The 22088-nt window shown below is 39.3% G+C and carries 19 protein-coding genes and 1 riboswitch; of the genes, 11 read left to right on the top strand and 8 right to left on the bottom strand.

The features are described from left to right. The first annotated feature begins 82 nt into the window (after positions 1-82). Positions 83-964, top strand: a complete 882-nt coding sequence (locus HQN86_RS23450) for a polyphosphate kinase 2 family protein (protein ID WP_172663289.1) — start codon at positions 83-85, stop codon at positions 962-964. Here HQN86_RS23450 and HQN86_RS23445 read toward each other — a convergent pair whose 3' ends face one another. After that, positions 965-2215, bottom strand: coding sequence for a serine hydrolase (locus HQN86_RS23445; RefSeq protein WP_246269721.1), 1251 nt, complete (start codon positions 2213-2215; stop codon positions 965-967). 198 nt (positions 2216-2413) lie between these two features. Between HQN86_RS23445 and HQN86_RS23440 the strand changes: the two genes are divergently transcribed. From HQN86_RS23440 to HQN86_RS23395, 10 genes are all read left to right on the top strand, one after another. Then, a complete protein-coding gene (locus HQN86_RS23440) occupies positions 2414-3097 on the top strand; it encodes a response regulator transcription factor (protein WP_172663288.1) in 684 nt (227 codons plus the stop codon). A gap of 37 nt (positions 3098-3134) precedes the next feature. After that, positions 3135-3341: riboswitch (cobalamin riboswitch) on the top strand. A 97-nt stretch (positions 3342-3438) separates the two neighbouring features. Beyond that, positions 3439-5499, top strand: a complete 2061-nt coding sequence (locus HQN86_RS23435) for a TonB-dependent receptor (RefSeq protein ID WP_172663287.1) — start codon at positions 3439-3441, stop codon at positions 5497-5499. A gap of 5 nt (positions 5500-5504) precedes the next feature. Then, positions 5505-6656, top strand: coding sequence for a YncE family protein (locus HQN86_RS23430; RefSeq protein WP_172663286.1), 1152 nt, complete (start codon positions 5505-5507; stop codon positions 6654-6656). Positions 6657-6673: 17 nt separating this feature from the next. Next, positions 6674-7591 carry a PKD domain-containing protein gene (locus HQN86_RS23425; protein WP_172663285.1) on the top strand — a complete coding sequence of 306 codons (918 nt, stop codon included), beginning with the start codon at positions 6674-6676 and terminating at the stop codon, positions 7589-7591. A 15-nt stretch (positions 7592-7606) separates the two neighbouring features. Next, positions 7607-8701 (top strand): YncE family protein, encoded by a 1095-nt coding sequence (locus HQN86_RS23420; RefSeq protein WP_172663284.1) that lies wholly within the window; start codon positions 7607-7609, stop codon positions 8699-8701. 24 nt (positions 8702-8725) lie between these two features. Continuing rightward, positions 8726-9835, top strand: a complete 1110-nt coding sequence (locus tag HQN86_RS23415; protein ID WP_172663283.1) for a YncE family protein — start codon at positions 8726-8728, stop codon at positions 9833-9835. Positions 9836-9864: 29 nt separating this feature from the next. Beyond that, positions 9865-10968, top strand: a complete 1104-nt coding sequence (locus HQN86_RS23410; RefSeq protein WP_172663282.1) for a cell surface protein — start codon at positions 9865-9867, stop codon at positions 10966-10968. A gap of 64 nt (positions 10969-11032) precedes the next feature. Next, a complete protein-coding gene (locus HQN86_RS23405) occupies positions 11033-12124 on the top strand; it encodes a DUF5074 domain-containing protein (protein ID WP_172663281.1) in 1092 nt (363 codons plus the stop codon). A gap of 80 nt (positions 12125-12204) precedes the next feature. Then, positions 12205-12786: a DUF6580 family putative transport protein gene (locus tag HQN86_RS23400; RefSeq protein WP_172663280.1), complete on the top strand. Its 582-nt coding sequence runs from the start codon at positions 12205-12207 to the stop codon at positions 12784-12786. 330 nt (positions 12787-13116) lie between these two features. Further along, entirely contained in the window at positions 13117-13806 is a 690-nt protein-coding gene (locus HQN86_RS23395; RefSeq protein WP_172663279.1) for an SIR2 family NAD-dependent protein deacylase, read from the top strand. Here the strand turns inward: HQN86_RS23395 and HQN86_RS23390 are convergent. The 7 genes from HQN86_RS23390 to HQN86_RS23360 all read right to left on the bottom strand — a co-directional run bounded on the left by HQN86_RS23390 (position 13799) and on the right by HQN86_RS23360 (position 22072). Continuing rightward, on the bottom strand, positions 13799-15589 hold the full coding sequence (locus tag HQN86_RS23390; RefSeq protein ID WP_172663278.1) for a peptidase associated/transthyretin-like domain-containing protein: 1791 nt from the start codon (positions 15587-15589) through the stop codon (positions 13799-13801). The two genes, HQN86_RS23395 and HQN86_RS23390, sit on opposite strands and share 8 nt — an antisense overlap. Next, positions 15589-16554: a FecR family protein gene (locus tag HQN86_RS23385; protein WP_172663277.1), complete on the bottom strand. Its 966-nt coding sequence runs from the start codon at positions 16552-16554 to the stop codon at positions 15589-15591. Before HQN86_RS23385 ends, HQN86_RS23390 begins: the two co-directional genes overlap by 1 nt. 9 nt (positions 16555-16563) lie before the next feature. Further along, positions 16564-17145, bottom strand: a complete 582-nt coding sequence (locus HQN86_RS23380) for an RNA polymerase sigma-70 factor (RefSeq protein WP_288884351.1) — start codon at positions 17143-17145, stop codon at positions 16564-16566. Positions 17146-17361: 216 nt separating this feature from the next. Further along, positions 17362-18915: a DUF4833 domain-containing protein gene (locus HQN86_RS23375; RefSeq protein ID WP_172663276.1), complete on the bottom strand. Its 1554-nt coding sequence runs from the start codon at positions 18913-18915 to the stop codon at positions 17362-17364. An 11-nt stretch (positions 18916-18926) separates the two neighbouring features. Next, positions 18927-19577, bottom strand: a complete 651-nt coding sequence (locus HQN86_RS23370) for a head GIN domain-containing protein (protein WP_172663275.1) — start codon at positions 19575-19577, stop codon at positions 18927-18929. 64 nt (positions 19578-19641) lie between these two features. Next, positions 19642-20766 (bottom strand): hypothetical protein, encoded by a 1125-nt coding sequence (locus HQN86_RS23365; RefSeq protein ID WP_172663274.1) that lies wholly within the window; start codon positions 20764-20766, stop codon positions 19642-19644. A gap of 103 nt (positions 20767-20869) precedes the next feature. Further along, complete coding sequence (locus HQN86_RS23360; RefSeq protein WP_172663273.1) at positions 20870-22072, bottom strand: multidrug effflux MFS transporter; 1203 nt, start codon at positions 22070-22072, stop codon at positions 20870-20872. Positions 22073-22088 lie beyond the last annotated feature (16 nt).

The following is a 22088-nucleotide window of genomic DNA, read 5'->3' as shown; positions in this document are numbered from 1 at the left end:
AATGTACTTTTTGATAAAAATCATCCAGAGGCTGCAGTGCTTTTTCTGAGTTTTATTCTATATTTAGCTAAACATGTAGCTTATGAAAGATGAAATAGAACAGTATTTGGCAGCACCCAGAAAAAAAGTATCCCTTAAAAACTATGATACCCGCTACAGGGGGAATCTGGAGAAAGAAGAAGGAAAGGAAAGGCTGGAAGAGATTAAACTTAAGTTAAATGCTGCTCAGGAAACACTATATGCAGAAAATACGCGCTCTGTATTAATTATTTTTCAGGCGATGGATGCTGCCGGGAAAGATAGCGCCATACAGCATGTAATGTCTGGCTTAAACCCACAGGGTTGCCAGGTCTACAGTTTTAAGGCTCCAAATTCCGAAGAGTACGACCACGATTTTCTATGGCGCCATTATAAAGCCCTGCCGGAAAAGGGTAGGATAGGAATTCATAACCGTTCCCACTATGAAAACGTCCTCGTTTGCAAAGTACATCCCGAATATGTACTTAATGAAAACATTCCCGGATATCAGGATGTAAAAAAGATAGACAATGCTTTCTGGAAAAAGCGTTATGACAGCATCAGGAATTTTGAACAACACCTAAATGAAAACGGAACAGTTATCATAAAAATCTTTCTGTATGTTTCTAAAGAAGAGCAAAAGCAACGGTTTTTAGATAGAATAAATGATCCGGCAAAGAATTGGAAGTTTGCTTCGGGTGATATCGCAGAACGCAAATTGTGGAAACAATACATGACTGCTTATGAGGAGGCAATAACAGCCACCTCAACAGAAAACGCCCCATGGTATATTATTCCGGCCGATCAGAAATGGTATGCACGATTGGCAATCAGCCATATACTGGCCGAAACATTCGAAAAGCTAAACCTTAAATTCCCGGTTCTGGCAAAAGAAGAAGCAAAGAAACTGGATGATATAAAAGCACAATTATTAGATGAAGAATAGTTAATTATACTTCATCCTGAATTTTTTAAGGTCAGGTACACTTTTACGTTTCCTTTCCAGCTCATGCGCATAAATTGTCCGGCCAAGGTTTTTCATAAAGGGAAAGCATACCGTATCGTATTCGTATTTGTTGTCATTAAAAATGCCGTCCTCATTTGATTGAACAACGGCTGTAAGAAAGAATTCAATATTATTTTTGAAATCTACGAAATACGAATTGTCGATAATGAAACCGTAGGAGTCGCCATATTTATTAAATATCCTGATGTTCGAATCAATTTGAGCATCCTTATCCCTGCCATAGTACAGCATTTTGGCGTATGTTGGCCAAAATTCTTTAGGGTCATAAGCAGGGTAATCACTTTCAGTCGGCAATTTGCTCATATAAGTATAGATCAGTTTGTAATCGGCAGGCGTTAAATTAAACCGCTCCTTAATAGGGAAAGCCTCCGGATATATCAGTTTCCTCATCATCGCCTGCTGATCAGAAATGCTAAAAGCATTCTTATTTTCGAGGTTAAAAGGCTTATTTACCAGTTTATCTGTGCTGTCGAGATAACCCGTACCCATAACTGTATTTGTTAATGAAAGCACATATTCTTTAGGATCGTACTGTTCGGCCTGGCTGTACACCAGTTTATCTCCGTTATAGAATTTAATAGGATTGGTGTGTTTTGCCGTTTCACCCGCATCACCTATAGCCAACCGGTTTAAGATACGGCTGTTGTTAAAACCGTATTTCTTCAATTTGCTGTTAATTTCAGCGCGACCAATAAACTCGAACAATCGGTTAAATGCATCATTATCGCTGGTAAGTAATATCTTTTTGATGTAATGCTCAATAGAAGGCAGTCCATTTTTAGCAGTGCTATCGGCCAGGACTTTAGTTTGAGCAGTATATGAACTGTCGGTAATCATGGTGCTTTTGGCGGTAAACCCGGCTATTTTAAGTTCATTTACTTTTTCAAGTGCAAAAATTACGGCTGCCAGTTTAACTGTACTTGCGGGGTAAAAGTACCTGTGGTCGTCCAGGTTATAACCATAGGTTTTAAAAACTGGCTTATGCCTCGCATCCCTGTCGATCTGAGTATAAAGAACCTGGATCTGGTTCTTTTGCGGATGGTTTAATACCCCTGCAAAAAGATCGGGGTGTTTAAGCATTAATTGCGCTATAAATGTAGTATCTGTTTTCTGAGCCATTGCATTCAGGCTAACCATAACAAGTAAAAAGGAGGCAAACTTCATCATCATAATAACAATAATAATGGGAATAAATATAAGGATAAAACGCGATTGTGAGCTGTTTTTACTATTAGTTAATTTTTGTGCAAATTGACTGTAAAATAATGGCAAAATCAATCCCTGTTTTTAGGGATTTTATTACCTCTAATACATTATTACTACGTATATTTAACTGATAATTACAATCTTTATTATTGCTTTCAAAATATGAGTCAAAACGTCCTTATCCAAAGTAAGATTGATGATGCTATAGCTAAAATTTCTGCAATAGCAGACGAACTGCCTGGCGTTGTTATTTTGCACGACCTTAGGGACTGGTCAGTTGCCTGGATGTCTGAAAGAGGGCTGCAGCAACTTGGCGTTTCTCTGGAGGATATCACCAAAATAACTGCCGAAGAATATTATACCAGGTATTTCAATGGAGATGACGCTAAAGATTATGTTCCTAAAATACTTGGCTTAATAGAGCAAAATAACGATGAGGACCTGTGTACTTTTTTTCAGCAGGTTCGTTTCTCAAATTCAAGCGACTGGAACTGGCATATGTCTAGCGTAAAGGTTTATATCAGAGACGAGGAAAACAAGCCGTTGCTTGTCATAACAATTGCTTTACCGATTGATTCGATGCACCACATGACCGTTAAGGCATCTCGGCTGCTCGAAGAGAACAACTTTCTGCGCAACAATTACCACCATTTCACTAAATTAAGTTCCCGGGAACGTGAAATCCTGGGTTTAATGGCATTAGGTAAATCCTCTTCAGAAACAGCAGAAAAGCTTTTTATTTCAACAAGCACCGTCGAAACACATAGAAAAAACATCAAGCAAAAACTCAACACGCACTCTTATTACGAGATCTGCCAATATGCAAGAGCATTTGATTTAATATAGAAAGCTAATCAGGCTTGCTTCAAGGTAATTATTTAAGTACATTTGCATCGCTTTTGGTTCCCGATGTGCTTATTCGGGATTAAAAGGGAATACGGTGTAAATCCGTAACTGTCCCGCAGCTGTAAGCTTCATAACGGTGTTCAAATCAAGGCCACTTTTTCTGATCCTTTAAAAGGGATTAAGGATTGGGAAGGCAGAATAACCGGAAGTAAGTCAGAAGACCTGCCATAAGTGGTAATATTTCATAGCTTTCGGGGATTGAAGCTTGGAGTGAGTGCTTGTTTATTGTATTTCATTTCCTTGATCTAACTGTTTGCTGTGGGTAATAAGCTCACAACAAAATGAAAAGAAGTAAAAACGCTTTTACAGGCGTAAAGTCTATTTTTTTTACTTTTCTGGCTATTATATGGCTGGGCATGTTTATGGCTGTTCAGTCGTTTGCCCAAACCGATTCCATAAAACGCAACACTACAGATTCTGTAAATAAGGTTAATCAGCTTAAAGAAGTACAGATCAGGAAAATAAAGATCACCAAGAGACAAACTTCTTCAACACCCTTACAAATATTATCAGGGGCAGAGCTCGAAAAACTAAACAGCCTTTCAGTAGCTGATGCTGTTCGTTTCTTTTCTGGTGTGCAGCTTAAAGATTATGGTGGCATTGGTGGTTTAAAAACCATTAATGTGCGCAGCATGGGCACTAACCACACCGCAGTTTTTTATGATGGCGTGCAATTGGGCAATGCACAAAATGGCCAGGTAGACCTTGGTAAATTCTCATTGGATAATATCGAAGAGATAGAACTTTATAACGGACAAAAAAGCTCCATTTTTCAATCTGCAAAGGGATTTGCCTCAGCCAGCTCACTATATCTTACGTCAAAACAACCGGATTTTCCAGCCGGTAGAACCCAAAAAATTCGTGCATCAGTAAAAGGAGGGTCATTCGGGCTTATAAATCCATCTTTATTGTGGCAAAGTAAAATAAGTAAGAATGTTTACAGCACCTTAAGTGCGGAATATAAAAATGCCAATGGCAAATATAAATTCCGATCTACCAATGGAGTATACGATACTACAGCAGTAAGAAAAGACGGCGACATTGAAACGATGAGGTTGGAACTGGGATTAAACGGAGTATTGCCCGACAGTAGTAAGTGGAAGGTAAAACTATATGGTTATAAAGACAACCAGGGCTTGCCGGGTGCGGTTGTCAACAACGTGTTTGCATTTTCACAACGGATGTGGAATAAGAACTTTTTCGCTCAATCTTCATATGAAAAGAATGTAGGTAAGTACAGTTTGCTGGCAACAGCCAAATATGCAAATGACAATCAACGTTACTTAAATCCGGATATCGTAACAGTTGATGGATTACAGGAAAACAATTTTCATCTACAGGAAATATACGTGTCTCTGGCCAATAAGTTTAAAATTACCAATTACTGGGATGTTGTATTGTCTACAGATTACCAGCGGAATGATTTAAATGCAGACCTCTACCGCTTTTCATATCCCGTAAGAAACACCATCTTAACGGCTTTGGCTACCCAATTTCGCTTTGCTAAATTTGACATTCAGGCCAACTTATTAAGCACCCTTAAGTACGATAAGACTCAAAGCGGACCGGCAGATGAAAATAGAAACGAACTAACACCAACGGTTATGCTCTCATGGCAGCCTTTTAATCAGAAAGAGTTTAGACTGCGTTCGTTCTATAAAAGCATTTTCCGTATGCCAACCTTTAACGACCTCTACTACACCAATTACGGATTTACCGTTTTAAAACCCGAGTATACAAAACAATACGATTTAGGGTTTACTTATATAAAAGGGTACGAGGGTAGGATATTGAGCCAGTTTTCTATACAGGCAGATGCGTATTATAACAAAGTTAAAAACAAAATAGTTGCCGTTCCGGGAAACAGTCAGGCAAGATGGAGTATGCAGAACCTCGGGCTTGTAGAAATCAAGGGGATAGATGTGAACATACAATCTGCATGGCAGCTTACCGATTACATTAACTTTACAACAGGTCTTACCTATACCTATCAAAAGGCAATAGATGCAGATAAAACCTCAGCAAGCTATAAGGATTTAATTCCTTACACGCCAATTCACAGCGGATCATTTTTAGCAAGTGCAGCGTATAGAAATTTCTCAATGAATTACAGCTTCATTTATACCGGAGAACGTTATAATCAAAGTACAAATAACGTATACAACTATGTGCAACCATGGTATACTCATGATTTAGCCTTGCATTGTAACACAAAAATAAATAGCCGGGAAATTCGCCTTACCGCAGAAATCAATAACCTGCTAAATCAGGATTATGAAGTGATTACGAACTTCCCTATGCCCGGTCGCTATTATCGTTTTGGATTAACCTATAACTATTAGCACTTATGAAAAAGAATAAATTACTTAATGCGATTAGTTTAGTACTTCTAATTACTACAGTTGGACTTACGGTATCTTGTCGTAAAGACCTTAAGCCGGTACCTGAGCAACAAGAAAGCCTTTTACCTCCTGATCCATCCGCTCAGGTTAAAGGATTTTATATCGTGAACGAGGGCAATATGAATATGAACAAGGCATCTTTAGATTACCTTGATTATACTACCGGAATTTACAGAAGAAACATTTATAATGAGGTAAACCCCGAAATAGTAAAGGGATTAGGTGACGTTGGTAATGATATAGGGGTTTATGGCTCCAAGCTATATGTAGTAGTTAACGTATCCAATAAAATTGAGGTTTTGGATGTTAAAACCGGTAAACGAATCAAACAAATTAACATCACCAATTGTCGGTATATCACATTTAACCAAGGCAAAGCTTATGTGAGCGCGTATCTTGGTACAGTAGGAGATCCTAATGCACCATTAGGAATTGTAGCCCAAATAGATACTGGCTCCTTAACTGAAATAAAAAGGGTAAATGTTGGCCGGCAGCCCGAAGAAATGGCTATTGTAGGTCAAAAGCTTTATGTAGCAAATTCAGGCGGATATAGTCCTCAGAAATACGAAAGAACCGTTTCTGTTATAGACCTGAATACATTTTCTGTCACCAAACAAATAGATGTAGCCATCAATTTACACCGATTAAAGGCTGATAAATATGGTGATCTTTATGTAACCTCAAGAGGGAATTATTTTGACATCCCCTCAAAAATGTTTGTAATAGACACTAAAACAGATCAGGTAAAAAAGACTTTTAACATCGCGGTAAACAACCTGGCTATTGATGGAGATGTCGCTTATTACTATGGTTCAGAATGGAACTATAATGAAGCGAAATACACCATAACCTACGGTATGCTCAACGTAAAAGACGAAGTAATACTCAATCAGAAGTTCATTACAGACGGAACAGAGAAATCAATTACCATTCCTTATGGAATAGCTGTGCATCCCATTACCAGGGAAGTTCTGGTTACGGATGCCAAAAATTATGTTTCACCAGGCACACTTTACTGTTTTGATCCCAGCGGGAAAAAGAAATGGTCGGTCACTACCGGAGATATTCCCGCTCACTTTGCATTTGTATATAAATAACCATATCTAAATTAAAAATGAAGTTCAATCAAAACGCAATTCTTGGTCTTTCAGCAGTTTTACTTTTCCAGCTGTGTTTAAGCTCCTGTTCAAAGGACGACAAAACTATTGATGAAGATACTTACGTACCGCGTCCAATAACTAGTACGAGCAGTAAGTTTATCACCAAGATCTATGAATATCAGCCGGCTCCTGGTCAATTTATAAATGAGTCTCTGGGCAGTCCTGATGGCGCGCAGAAAATTATAGGTGATGTTAGAAATACCATTTTGGTATCGTTGGGCGCCTATGGAGGTTTCATTACGTTTGGGTTTGATCATTCAATAATTAATAAAGATGGAAATGACCTGGCTATTTATGGAAATCCTTTAGGTCCAATACAACAATGGTCTGAGCCAGGCATTGTTCAGGTTAGTCAGGATAAAAATGGAAACGGTTTACCCGACGATGAATGGTATGAACTTGCAGGAAGTGAGCATACGGCCGCCACAACAATTAAAAACTATGAAATCACTTATTATAACCCAAAAGCAACAGCAAATGTAACCTGGAAAGACAATCAAGGTAAAGCAGGAAGCGTTGAGGTAAATAGATTTCATAACCATAACTATTATCCGCTTTTCGCTGCAAACCAGGATAGCATCAAATTTAAAGGAACTCTGCTGAAATCAACATGGGGTAAAATAGGGAGCATTTTCGTAAACCTCGCATTTGAATGGGGATATACAGATAGCTATTCAACCGGCGATGATTACGATAACAAACGTTACAACTCATTCGATCTATCCTGGGCCGTGGATAAAAACGGCAACAAAGTAAATCTTACTGCTGTTGATTTTGTAAAGGTATATACTGGTCAAAATGAAAAAGGAAACACTTTACTTGGCGAAATATCTACAGAAGTAGGGGGTGCCGCTGATTTAAATATAAAATAAGTAATTATCTATAAGATGAACTATAACAAACTCATACTTTGCTTTTTAGGCGGGTTTATTACACTAACCATCGCCTGTAAAAAAGATAAAGTTAACGGTGGCGATGAACCCGAAGCTTTAATGCCAAAAGAAACCATTGGCGTTTATATGTTGTGCGAAGGCACCATGAATAACAATAATGGCGCTATTTCATACTACAATGTCAAAACAGGCGCATCAGAAAAGGATTACTTTAAAAAAGTAAACGGATATGCATTGGGCGAAACCGCGAATGATTTACAGCGCTACGGCAGTAAAATGTACTGTGTAGTTTCAGGAATACAAGGAGGTAAAAACTCTTATCTGGAAGTTATAGACGTTGCTACAGGAAAATCATTAAAGAGAATTCCTTTCTTTGATGCTGACGGCGAATATATGCCACGTTATGTAGCTTTTAACAAAAACAAAGCTTATGTATCTGGTTATGATGGAAAAATCACCCGTGTAGACACAGCAACTTTAGCTATTGACTCAAGAGTTGCAGTGGGTGGGGCACTTGAAGGGCTGGCCGTAGTAAATAACAACATCTATGTTACCAATTCCGATCATCCGATTCATCCCAACGGCAAAAAGGATGTAGTTTCTGTTGTGGATCTAACCACATTTATAAAAACACAGGATATCGAAGTTATCCATAATCCGGTTAGGATCGCAGCAGCAGGAAATGGAGATTTATTGGTAATTTCATGGGGTAATTACGACGACATCAATCCAGGTTTAACACGAATTAGCAGTACAACAAACAAGGTTACAGGTAACTACGAATACAGCGCAGGAGCATTGGCAATAGGAGGTAATACTGCTTATTTAAGTCTGGATTGGGGTGCATCTATAAAACCATTTGATGTAGGCACCGGTGTAATGGGTAAGGAGTTTATCACAGACGATACCATTATCGGGAGCATTTACGGAATAACCTTGAATCCGGTAGGCAACGAAGTTTACATAGGGGACGATAAAAATTATGCAACAGAAGGAAAAGCATTTTGCTTTGGTGCCGATGGTAAAAAGAAGTTTGAGTTTGCAACCGGCCCTTTACCACAACATGCAGTATTTAATTACGGATATTAATAAAAATATATAAAAACAATAATCATGAATAAACCAGTACTAAATTATAGAAAACCAGGATTGCTCGCAATCCTTGGTTGTGTTTTAGGATTAGCATCCTGTAAAAAAGACAGGCTTCCTGCATTAGATCCGCAACCCGTTTCTACAGCCGGTGTGTATGTATTGTGCGAAGGATTTTTTGGCGGGACAAACAATAGTACCATCACTTATTACGACATTGCTAAAAACGAAGTCACACAAGATTATTTCAAACTGAAAAATGCAATTCCTTTGGGAACTAATGCCGCCGATTTAAAACAATATGGCAGCAAAATGTATTGCGCTGTAACAGGAGCAAAAGACACAAAGCAGGATTCCTATATTGAAGTCATTAACATAGTAACAGGAAAATCTATTAAAAGAATCCCCTTCTTTGATGACAGTAAAGATTTTATGCCTCGCTTCATAGCTTTCTATAAAAACAAAGCATATGTGTCTGGTTACGATGGTTACATTAGTAAAATTGATACGGCAAGTCTGGCTGTCGAATCAAGAATTCAGGTTGGTGGTGCATTAGAAGGTTTGGCAATAGTAAACGGCAAATTATATGTAACAAACTCTGATCAGTTTGATTACCCTAGTCCCAATAGCACATCAGTTTCTGTGGTCGATCTAACAACATTTACAAAGAAATTAGACATCAATGTTGGTTTTAATTCTACAAAAATTGCAGCAACTGCAAATGGCGATCTGTTTACAGTTGTAAAAGGAAATTATGCAGATATTCCAGCTCAACTGGTTAAATTGAGTAGCGTAACGGATAAAAAAGTTAGCTCTAATGAAGTTAGTCTCGAGTATTTGAACATTACAGGAACAAAAGGTTTTGTAATTGGTGATTACCTAGATCCATATCTTAAAACATTCGATATATCAACTGGCACACTTAATGGAAATTTTGTTACAGATCAGACTGCAATTAAAACCCCTTATGGCATCACTGTAAATACGCTAAACAATGATGTTTACGTTGGAGATGCTGCAGGTTATGCAGTTACGGGCAAGTTCTTCTGTTTCGGTGCCGATGGTAAAAAGAAATTTGACTTTGCTACAGGTACTTTACCTCAAAGTGCGGTATTCAATTACAACTATAAATAACGATATTGTATTCCTTAAGTAAACCTGTTATGAACATTAAACATTACCTACTTTTCGCCTTATTGAGCATTAGTGTTCTATCTGCCTGTACAAAAGACGAGGATGCAGAGCAGGCTCCGGTGGTTAAAATGAAAATTGAAGATAGCCCTATAAACGGCAAGGTCAATGAAAAGATCGCATTTTCAGCTTTTAATGTCAACGATAAGGTTTATGATCAGGAATGGAAATTAGAAGGTGAAGTTACCAGTAATACCTCCACTTACGATTTTACCCCGCTAAAAGCAGGTATATATAACATAGAGTACACTGCTACAAATAGCAGTGGCTCTTTTAACTATAAATATGTGGTTAATGTTGGCATCCCAACAGTGCCTTCAAATCCTGGAAGCAATAATTACGTAACCAAAGTATTTGAATATTTACCAGCTCCGGGGCAATTCACCAATAAATCTCTAGGAACACTAGAGGGTGCAAAAAGCATCGAGGGTAAAGAGGGTATTGTATCTCTGGGTGCCTGGGGTGGATACATTGTACTCGGTTTCGACCATACGGTGATCAATGAAAATCAGAAAGACGACATTGTTATTTATGGCAATGCCCAGTCAAACTGGGCAGAACCCGGAGTAGTGTGGGTAATGCAGGACGAGAATGGAAACGGTAAACCTGATGATACCTGGTACGAGCTAAAAGGAAGTGAGTTTGGCAAGGAAGGATACGTTCGCGATTACGAAGTAACTTATACAAAACCAACTACAGGCGGTAGCGTATCATGGAAAGACAATAAAGGAAAAACCGGTGTAGTTACCATTGCAGGGGCTACCTCACAGGCATTTCCATCATGGGTAGAAGGTAACGAATACACACTTAAAGGCACATTGCTGCCTTCCTCGGGCATTAAACCTGAAACGCCAACATATATTACCAGTGCACCATTTGAATTTGGGTATGCCGATAATAAGGTAGGTGGTGACAATATAGATATTGCCAATGCTATCGATAAAGACGGTAAAGTGGTACATCTTGCCGGCATAGATTTCATCAAAATTCAAACGGGTATCCAGGCAGATCTTGGCTGGTTAGGCGAACTGTCGACCGAAATATTAGGTGTTGCCGATTTAAACCTGGCTAAATAATTTCCCCAATTAATAATTAAATCAATTTTATAATAAGCCGCTCCAAAGAAATCAAAACAATTAAATGAACAACTTTAGTTTTAAAAAATCGCTTTTACTTGCAGTATTAGCCGGAACTCTATTTTCTTGTAAAAAAGACAACAACCAAGAAATTCAACAACCTGAGCAAGGAAAATTCGAAGACGGATTCTTTGTGATTAACGAAGGCTGGTATGGTCATGGTACAGGTTCAGTAACCTTTTTCGACGCTGTTTCAGGCACATTAAAAGACAGCGTTTTTCAGAAAGAAAACCCTGGAAAAGACTTTGAGCCTAAAAGCTCAACCATTCAGTTTGCAACCATATTCAATAAAAATTTATATGTAGTAAGTAAAATAGGTGGCCCTGTTGTAGTAGCTGATGCTAAGACACTTAAAGAAATTGGCCGTATTCCTGCATCGCCTCAAAGCGATTGGCGTGCTTTTGTAGGTCTCGACGAAAACAATGGCCTTTTAAGTAGCAGCAAAGGTATCTTTAAAGTCAACCTTAAAACTTACGCCGCTACACAACTTGCCGGAACCAGTGGCCAAACAGGAGATATGTTTAAAGCTGGAAAATACGTTTACACCCTTTCTCAATCAGAGGGAGCAGTAATTTACAATGCTGCAGATCTTACAGTAGTTAAAAAAATAAAAGATGTTACGCTGGGTTTTGCTCAAACTCCAAACAATAAAGTATGGTATACAAAAGGAAAATTCCTTTATAACTCCGATCCTTTAACCTTAGCTACCGATAGTGTAGAATTGCCTTTCACACCTGCAGGCACATGGTTTGCCTGGTTTTCATCGCCAATAATCGCATCTACCCAAGAAAACACCGTTTACCTGTTAAAATCGCCGGGATTTGGCGGGGGTAAAATGCTGTACAGATATATCGAAGGAAATAAAGCATCACTTGACCAGCCTTTTATAACCACTCCTGATAAGCAGTCATTCTACAAAAAGAACCTTGGTTATTATGCTAAAACCAACCAGATTGTAACCACAACAGTTCAAGACGGTTATGGAACCAATTATGGCGTAAACAACATTTACTTTTACGATGCCACATCGGGTAACTTAGTTAAAAAGATTCCTTACGAAGGATATTATTTCCCGGCAACGTTTGTGTTTCATTAAAATATAACGGTTTTCATAATAAATGCCTTGTTTTTTTATACCATAGAAATAATATAACTTTGTGTTATAATTTTAAAAATATGTCTGAATTTAAATTCAATCCACGTACTGCCATTCTTTTGCTAATTATTGTAGTGATCAGCCTCATTCGTGTTGCTGCACCACTTTCTGATAATTTCAAAGAAATTGCAAATTTCTCTGCAGTAGGGGCGATAGCCTTATTTGGAGGAGCATATTTTAATAACAATTATAAAGCCTTCGGATTTCCCTTGTTGCTTTTATTGTTAAGCGATATTTTCATCGCAAAAACATCTGGTTACGGCTTCTTTTATGCAGGCTGGTACTGGACCTATATCGCGTTTGTGCTAATGGTTCTGGTTGCCAAGCTCATCATTAGAAAGGTAACGGTATTAAGTTTCCTTGGTGCATCTGTATTAGCAGTTCTGGTACACTGGATTGTTGCCGATATTGGTGTGATGTATTTCCCGGGATTGTACGAGCCAACCCTGGCAGGATACATTAAATGCTTAGGCGCAGCAGTACCTTACGAAAGGTTATTCCTTTACGGAACACTTGCTTACGGTGCCGTTATGTTCGGTGCATTTGAGGTATTAAGAGCCAAGTATCCCCGTTTAAGTTTATCAGCAAATACAGCGGTATAATTGTAATTAAAGTATTTATTATATTAATATTATATTGAAATATTGAAGGCTGTTCTAAAGAACAGCCTTTTAAATTTAAAAGGAAATTAGTTGTGGTCAGTCATACTGAAGTAGCTCGTCATCCTGAGAACCGAATAGCACACCCCGTCATCTCGGGGAATTCGTCATATCGACGATAGGAGAGATCTCTTGATCACTAAATAGCTGTGCCAGGCAAATTGGCATAACCAAGAGATCTCTCCTATCGTCGATATGATGACCGCGGAAAGGGCATTTGCAATTGCACAGCCTTTTAACCAAACAGCTAACTCAAAAACCAAACAACTCTCTATGAAAAGAAAACTTGTAGTATTAACCGGAGCAGGCATCAGCGCCGAGAGCGGTTTAAAAACCTTCAGAGATACCGATGGACTGTGGGAAGGATACAACGTTTACGATGTAGCCACACCAGAGGCCTGGAAACGCAATCCTGCAATGGTACAAGACTTCTATAATCAAAGAAGGAAGCAAGTGCTGGAAGCAAAGCCAAACGCCGCTCACAAAGCCCTTGCTGATCTCGAAGAGTTTTTCGATGTACACATCATTACCCAAAACATAGATGATTTGCATGAGCGTGCCGGATCAACAAAAGTTACCCATTTACACGGCGTAATTACCCGCTCACAATCAGATCTGAACCCCGATTTAACTTACCCGATAAACGGATGGGAGCTTAAAACAGGGGAGTATTGTGAACTTGGCGCGCAACTAAGGCCACATGTAGTTTGGTTTGGAGAAGATGTGCCTATGATAGGCCCCGCTACCTCAATTTGCTCAAAAGCCCATGTTTTTATGCTGATAGGCACTTCTCTGGCCGTTTATCCGGCAGCAGGTTTAATAAATTTTGTTCCGCGTACCACAGTTAAATACATAATTGACCCTAAAATACCTGAGGTAGACCATTATAAAAACATAGTTAAAATAGAAAAAACCGCAACCGCCGGAGTAGCCGAAGTGGTAAAAATGTTAACCGCTACATAATGGTAATACCCACATTCCAGCCAATCCAACCCTTAGCCCTTTTGCTGATGTAATCATGCTTTGCGGGCGCTATGTTTTGTTTGTAGCCTTTGCCGCTTGAACCTTCAGGAGCTTCTGTAGAGTAAATAGAATAAACCGGTCCGCCAAATACGGTTATACCTTTAACCAACTGAATCTGGAGGTTGGTCTGGAACCTGTGCAGGAAATTGGAGTAATCCCAATTGCCCAGATACAAATATTGAGAGGTGATCTCGGCCGCTACAGAGAATCTGTTGCTGAATATAAAGTCGTGGCCAAAGCCTAAACCCGCAGTTTCAATATTAGCAGAATCGGCAAAGTTTTTTCCAGCCAATATGATGTTGTACAACTTTGCATTCCCCATTTTAAAAGAAACATTCGCATTTATGGTCTCATTTGTAGAGAAACTAAGCTTATGATAGCCATTCTTAACAAAATTGATCAGGCCTAGGCTATAGCCATCCGATTTTCCTGAAATATTTACGATACCAATCTGAAAACCATCCATTTCCTTAGCGTAATTAAACAAACCGGCAATCTGAGTCCCCTTCATTCGTTGTGAGGTGATGTTACCAAGACCTGCTATTTGCATTCCATTAAGGTTTTTAGAAGCCAGATTCCCAAGCCCTGCAATCTGAAAACCCTTTGTGTCCTGAGATACCACATTGATCAGGCCTGCAACTTGCATACCTTTCGCATCCTTGGATACCACATTGGCAAGCCCTGCAATCTGAAAACCTTCGGCCTTCTCTTTCACGTGGTTAAGCAAACCAGCAACCTGCACACCTTTAACACTCGTTCTTACATCATTAAGCACCCCAGCCACCTGTACACCATCTACAGAGCCGCCCACGCCATTAAACACACCGGCTACCTGCAACTTCTTCACGTTTCCTTTGGTAATGTTAAACACACCGGCCACCTCAACACCATCTGTTCCGGCAGTATAACCACCTAAAATATTCAGTGATACTTTATTTATCACCTGCGAACTCATTATCCCATGTGTACTTAAACCGGGGGTAAGCGAAGCCTGAAAGGGGGTGTTTGCAAAGAAATCAGGAATATTTAAACTCTGCATTCTTTGTTTTGAAGAAATAAAGAACCTGCTGATTCCCGAGTTCTCAATCGAATTAAAAAACTCACTGCCCTGCTCAGAATCTTCCTCTTTATAACCTTCGGGCTTAACTGTAATATCAGCCAGAAAAACCAGCGAAGTATCCCTGTAGGTATCTTTACTGGCCGTTAAAGTAACGTCCGTATGTTCACCCTTAAAGCGAAGCCTGAAATAACCCTCGTTATCCGTAAGTGTCGATTGGAGTAAACGTTTTTCGTAAACGCTTGCCTGTTTTATTTTTTTGCCCGTTTCCGTATCAATAACATATCCGCTAATGATGTACAGTTTATCCGCGCTGGTAATATTTTCGGGTTCAATAGTCAGGTGGTTGGCTGCATAGCGAAGTATAATGTACTGTCCGGTTTCTTTATAATCCACTTTTCCGTTAAATAAGCGGTCAAGTATGTCTCTAACCTGCATATCCTTCACCTTCAGGTTTACTATGCTATCCTGCTTAAATAAAGAGCCTGTGTACGAAAAATAGAAATCGCCTGCCTTACTCATTTTGTTGAGCACCTCAGAAATCGGTTGTTGTTTTATATCCAGATTAACCCTTCTGTCCAAATTACGGAGGTAATTGGTTACGGACGACTGGGCCTTACAATATCCGGTTATAAATAATAGGGCTATGATTATTTTTAATCTCATTATTTAATTTTAGACAGCGTGATCTGTCCATCGTTACGATCTATTTTTAAATTCTGCATAGTCTCTTTAATATACCCCAGGTTTTTATCTAATTGATTAGCCTCTTCAAGCGTAGTATTAAGTGTTTCATTGGCAATAGAAGGGTCTTGTATAACGATATGCACATCATAAGCCTCATTTAAAACCTCTACCACCTTCCAAAGAGGTGTTTTATAGAATACAAACTTTCCGCTGCGGTAATAGCTATACAGCTGATCTGTATTCTGCTCTTTAATCAATTTAGGCGATACCTCTTTAATCAAAACTTTCTCTCCTTTATGCAGCTCTACCATTTCATTGCCATTGCTCACTTTTACAATACCTGTTTCTACAATTACCTCAGTTTCTCCTTTTAAGTGTTTCACATTAAAGGAAGTACCAACAACCGTTACCGATACTTTATTAATCTTTATTACAAAAGGTTTTGATTTATCGTGCGCCACATTAAAAAACACATCACCTTGTTTAAGCCTCACACTGCGTTCGTCTTTAAAATCTGTCACATAGCTGATCTGCGAGTTTTTATTCAAAGTTACTTCCGATCCGTCGGGAAGGTGTTCAACGATCACCTTATTGCTGGCCACAAGATCCGTATAATTTGCGGGGCCAAATACATTGTACATCATCCATGCTCCGGCTACTAAAACCAATACAGCGGCAATTTTTAACCACCCGAAATTTTGCTTAATTGGTCGCACAATAGCTTCCTTTGATCCCGAAGCCGTTCTTGCTTTGAATTTTGTCCATGCCTGTTCTTCATCAACATTGCTGGTAGTACTTAAACTTTTACTTGCAGTCCAGATTCTTTCCAGCTGGGTAAATTCGGCCCTGTTAGAGGTAGCCTCATCCAGCCATTTTTGTACAGCAATACTTTCTTCTTCACTTGTTTCTTTTAAAAGAAACTTTATCAATATTTCCTCGGTCATCTGTTCCTCTTAATTAAAAAAATCTTTGTAATACATGATTATGCCTGGTAAAATGAGCGTGATGAAATCGGCCAGTTTCAAACGCAATATCTTTAAAGCTTTGCCCATCTGGTTTTCTACTGTTTTAATAGAAAGATCCAGTTGCTCGGCTATTTCTCTGTATTTCAATTCCTCAAACCTGCTCATCTGGAAAATGGTTCTGCAATGCTCAGGTAATTCATTTAACGCCTCCTGCAGCTTATATTGAAGTTCAGTAAGCTCTACTCTTGATGATGCAGCTTCATGATGATCGTTCATGGTATATGCGGCAAAATCCTGGTATTTCGTTTTAACTTTTTGGTGTTTAAGGTAGTTTAAGCTATCGTTATAAACACATTTGTACAGATATGCTTTTATTGATGTCTGCACGTTTAACAATTCTCTCTTTTCCCAGAATTTAAGAAACATAGATTGTACAATTTCTTCCGCAGTGTCTTCGTCCCTAAGCATTACATTGGCATAGGAGTGAAGCTCTTTATAATGCGCTTTGAACATTTGCTCAAATGCTTTATCATCATATTGATGCAGAAGGGCGGTTTTTTGATTTATCACTGGTTTGTTTCTTACTACTTTAATTTATTGCTGGTCTGTTCAAATATATTAGTTTTTTTTAAGCGTTGTCCCACATGGTCGTCATCCTTCCTCGTCGGCGATCGTCATCCTGAATTTATTTCAGGATCTCGGAAGCGCTATTACGCCTTTCTAGTGAGAGATCCTGAAATAAATTCAGGATGACGTGGCTGATTACCCAGGCGTGCCCGCACGCCCCTAAATCTCAATCCGCTTTAAAAACTCAATCCCTGACGCGCTATTCACTGTTATCAAATCAATGTACTCTACCTTTGGGAACCAGAACGAACCACCATTTACCCTAACAAAAACCCGTTTCAACAATAAATCCTTGCCCTCATCCTTTATATAAATCTTATACTTATTATCAATTTCAGACCTTTTAAGATACAATGGCAGCTTTTTATACGCAACCAACCTGATCTCAAATTCCCCATTCTCCAAAGCTTTACATTTTACCCCATAGGCAAACCTGCGCTCAATACCGGTCAGCTCTTTGTATTTGCCTTGCTCTGCATACCTGATCCACGATCCTTTAACTGGGTTTTCACGATCCAAAACCCCTTCACTTTTAAAGTTAAGCTCATAAATTACCGTATTGGCATCAGGGTTTCTCTGCAGAAAAAACAACAGGTTTTCTCCAATAGGAGTAGGCAGGGCCGAGGTTTCAGCTTCAACCGCTTTCTTTAAAGGCTGGCTTAAAACATCTAACGACTCACTAAGCAATAAAATGATCACCAGCAGCATACCTGCAAACTTTAAAACCTTTATTCCCTTGTTCTTAAGGTAAGTTGCTTTATCTAAAACCGGAGCTTTATCGGCCTGCTCAATATTGGCAAGTTTGTGTCTGTAAATCTTACCCGGACTGGCAAAAATGAAGAAAAGCATTTCTTTAATCCCATCGCTCTGCTTCACATCCTTTATCATGTCCCTGTATTCATGAAAGTTCAAAATAAAAGGATTCGTTTTATTGCCTACAGGCGTAGTAAGGCCATACACGGGCTTTTCTTCTTCATATTGAAAAGTGCCAAACAAATGGTCCCAGATCATAAACGTAGCACCAAAGTTCTTATCCAGGTATTTCTCCTGACTGCCGTGATGCACCCTGTGGTTAGATGGCGTACCAAAGTACTTTTCAATAAAAGGATGCAATTTTCCAATGGCTTCGGTATGTACCCAAAACTGATATAACGTGCTCAACTGACTGGCAACAAAGAATATAACCGGGTTAAAACCCATTAAAGCCACCGGTATAAAAAATACAGTTTTAAAATGCTGCACCCAGCTTTGTCTGAAAGCCACCGTTAAATTGTAATGCTCGGCCGAGTGGTGCACTACATGTGTTGCCCAAAAGAACCTGTTGAAATGAGATATGCGGTGCGACCAGTAACTGCAGCAGTCATAAATGATAAAACACGGAATCAGGCTCCACCAGCTCAAATGCATGCGCCATGGCAAAACATTGTAAATCCACACTGCACCGTAAAGCAATATTGCTTTCATTAAAAGGTTAACAGCTAAATTTCCAAGGCCAATGAAAAGTGAACCTATGGTTTCTTTCTTCTCATAGCTTTTATGTTCAGCAAAGTGAGAAAATCCACATTCCAAAGCCGTGCAAAAGAACACCAACGGCAATGCATATATCAGTAAGTCGGGGGCAATTTTCTCTAGCTGATGGATGTCATTAATCGGAATTCTTGCTGCTCCGAATGTAGAGATGAAGTTTTGCCAAATTGATTGAAGTGAAGCCATGACCGTAGTTTTTAAAATTTAATTACTTTTCCAGAACCGCTGATATCGGAATTAACCTGTGGACTACCCCAGTAGTATACTTTACCGCTGCCGCTTATTGCAGCCTTTAACAGATCCTGTACTTTGATTTTCACATCACCACTTCCAGATATGTCTATGTCGGCATTTTTAGCATTTAGCTTCTCCAGATCTGCATTGCCAGAACCTGAAATATCTACTTTTGCCTGTCTGGCATTAAAGGTCTCGTCAACCTCAATTTCTCCGGATCCGCTAAGAGAAGCCCTAAATGTATCAACATCAGGAAACTGACCTTTTATTTCAACCTCCCCGCTACCGCTTAACGAAACACGGTCTATCAAAGGCATGGTAATAAATACCTCAATATCGTCATGTTGTACACTTGTGCGCTCATATTCCAGATACAATACGCTGCTCATAACCTTGGTTTTAAAGTGAGGGATCAGGTTGTCAGATCCTTTTAATACCACCTTAAAATCGGCGCCATAAACCACATGGACAGGGTTGGAGCCACTTGCATTTATACCGGTAAAGTTTCCTGGGTTACGTTCCTCTGTGATCTTATCACCGCTGGCTGTTAGTCTGTCTTTTGAACAGGAGATAAAAAGCAGACTGATGTAAACGTACAATAATAGGTTTCTCATAGTAGTTTGGTTTTTTGTGTGTTATAAACGATGATTGTTAATTTCAATTAAAGGTTGCATTAGGTTAAAAGATTACCTGAATACCTCCGGTATAGCCTACATATAGTCCCTGGAAGTCGTTTCCTTTGTTACCCCATTTAGATATGTAGTGCTTGTTTAAATCTTTACCCTCAATGGTATTGGTGTTTACGTAGTTAAGAGACGGACCGCCATAGATCTCCAGAAATTTAGCGATCTTCAAAGCAGGTAATACGCGAATCGACGAACTAAAATATTCTCCATGTTTAAAGCTCTCTAAACTCATCGCCGTTAATTCAGTATTTAACCTGAAGCTGTTTGACTGGAAAAAATGAGCTCCCATACCGGCCTCAGCTGCATATACTTCTTTGTCGTTTTTAAAGTTGTATCCAACTCCCAGAATACCATAAAGTACTCTGCCTCCCGATCTGAAGGTTAGCATGGTGGTCAGGTTGTCGTTGGTGCTTACCCCAATACTTTTCTCCCCGTTTTTTATAATGTTTACAATACCTATCGGGAAATCACTGCTCTCTGCGATGTTTATAAAACCGGCTATCTGGGCGCCTTTAACCTTTTTGGCAATATTTATAAAGCCTGCAATTTGAGATCCTTTTACATCTTTGGCTACATTCATGAAGCCAGCCATTTGAGAACCTTTCACATCTTTTGCTATATTGATGAAACCTGCAAACTGAGATGCTGTTCCCCCTTTGGCCACATTGCCGAAGCCTGCAAACTGGGCACCATTCATTTCTTTAGCAATGTTGGCGAAACCAGCAAATTGAGCACCCTTTACATTCCCTGATGATATGTTGGTAAAGCCTGCAAAAGCAAAACCATCGCCACCGCCATAAGTGTTAAGGAAACCAGCAAATTGTCCGCCGTCTGCATTTTTGATTACATGATTAGAAAATCCTGCAAACAGGAACCCTTTGGCATCATGTAATACCACATTCGAAAGCCCTGCAAAGGCCAAACCACGTTCAGCTGCAGATACTCCCCCAAGTAAGTTAAAAGAAAGGTTATTGGTATCTAAAGGGGCATGTGTTCCGTTAGTACTTAAAGGATACACAATACCAATATGCATTTTGCCTGGCATTTGATTTTGCGCATTTGCAACTAGACCGGTAGCTAATAATACTGATGCTGTTATAAAAGATTTGATGTTCATTGTTGTCTTGTTTTAGAGTAAGACAACATGATTTACTTATACCCCTACGCAGGGGAGGAGAAATATTTAGCGGTCGCTATAAGGCGATCGTCGAGAAAAAAAACTAATTACCCGCTGGCGCTGCCACAATATTCTTTCTTCCAAAAAAAAGTACAGTAAGCGCAATAACAGAGGTCACTGTCATAATCAAAACCATCGGCACAGCCGATGTCTGCTCAAAAAAGCCAATACATGCCGATGCCAATGCTCCTAATCCCATTTGAAGCGCGCCCATCAACGCAGATGCACTACCTGCATTTTTTGAAAAAGGAGCAAGCGAAAGCGCCAAAGCATTCGGGTTGGCAACTCCTAAACAGCATAAGAAAACAAACAGAAAACCAATAGTTTCGGCAAGCCCGAACCAGCCATTAATACTGCCAATTAAAAATACAATTACCGTAATAACCTGCCCAATTAAAGCGGCAAAAATCAATTGCTCGCTTTTATATTTCCTTAGCATCAATGTATTTACCTGACTTGCGCCAATAAACCCTACAGAAAGAAAGGCAAAGATCCATCCATAAGTCTCTTCTTTCACTTTAAATAGCGACATAAAAAGAATAGGAGAGCTGGTAATGTATACAAACAAACCAGCAAATGCCATAGCTCCGGTAAACGCATACGTGTAAAATGTAGGTTCACGTAACACCGCTATAAAGTTGTTTATTATGGGTTTAGGCTTTAATGACATGGTGGTGTCCGGCTTATAACTTTCGGGCAACCAGAGCCAGCTGGCTATCAAATTAAACAAGCCTAAGCCCAGTAAAATCAAAAACACTGTATGCCAGCCAAAAGCCACCGTAACATAGCCACCTACGGTAGGAGCAATCATAGGCGAAACGCTAAGCACAAGCATCAATAAGGCAAATACCTTGGCATTTTCACTAACAGGAAACAAATCGCGAACCATGGCAACCGATGCAACAGTAGCCGCACAGCTTCCAATTGCCTGAACAAACCTCAATACAATAAACGAGTCAATATCTTTAACCAGCGCACATCCGGCAGCTGCCAGAATATATACCAGTAAACCAATAAATAGGGGTTTCTTACGACCAAAACGATCTAACAATGGTCCATAAAGTAACTGACCAGCAGAGATACCTATAAAATAGCTTGATAACGACCAGGCTACCTTCGCATCGGTGGTATTCAGGTCTTTGGCTATTGCTTTAAAACCCGGCAAATACATATCGATAGAAAAGGGGCCGAGAGCGGTGAGTGAACCAAGTATTAAAATTAAGAACAGATATCTTTTTTGCGTCATACCACAAAAGTAGTTA

It is taken from the genome of Pedobacter panaciterrae, from assembly GCF_013204795.1.
GTDB lineage: Bacteria > Bacteroidota > Bacteroidia > Sphingobacteriales > Sphingobacteriaceae > Pedobacter > Pedobacter panaciterrae.
The sequence above is the reverse complement of the archived record's forward strand: the minus strand, read 5'-3'. Positions and strand labels throughout refer to the sequence as shown.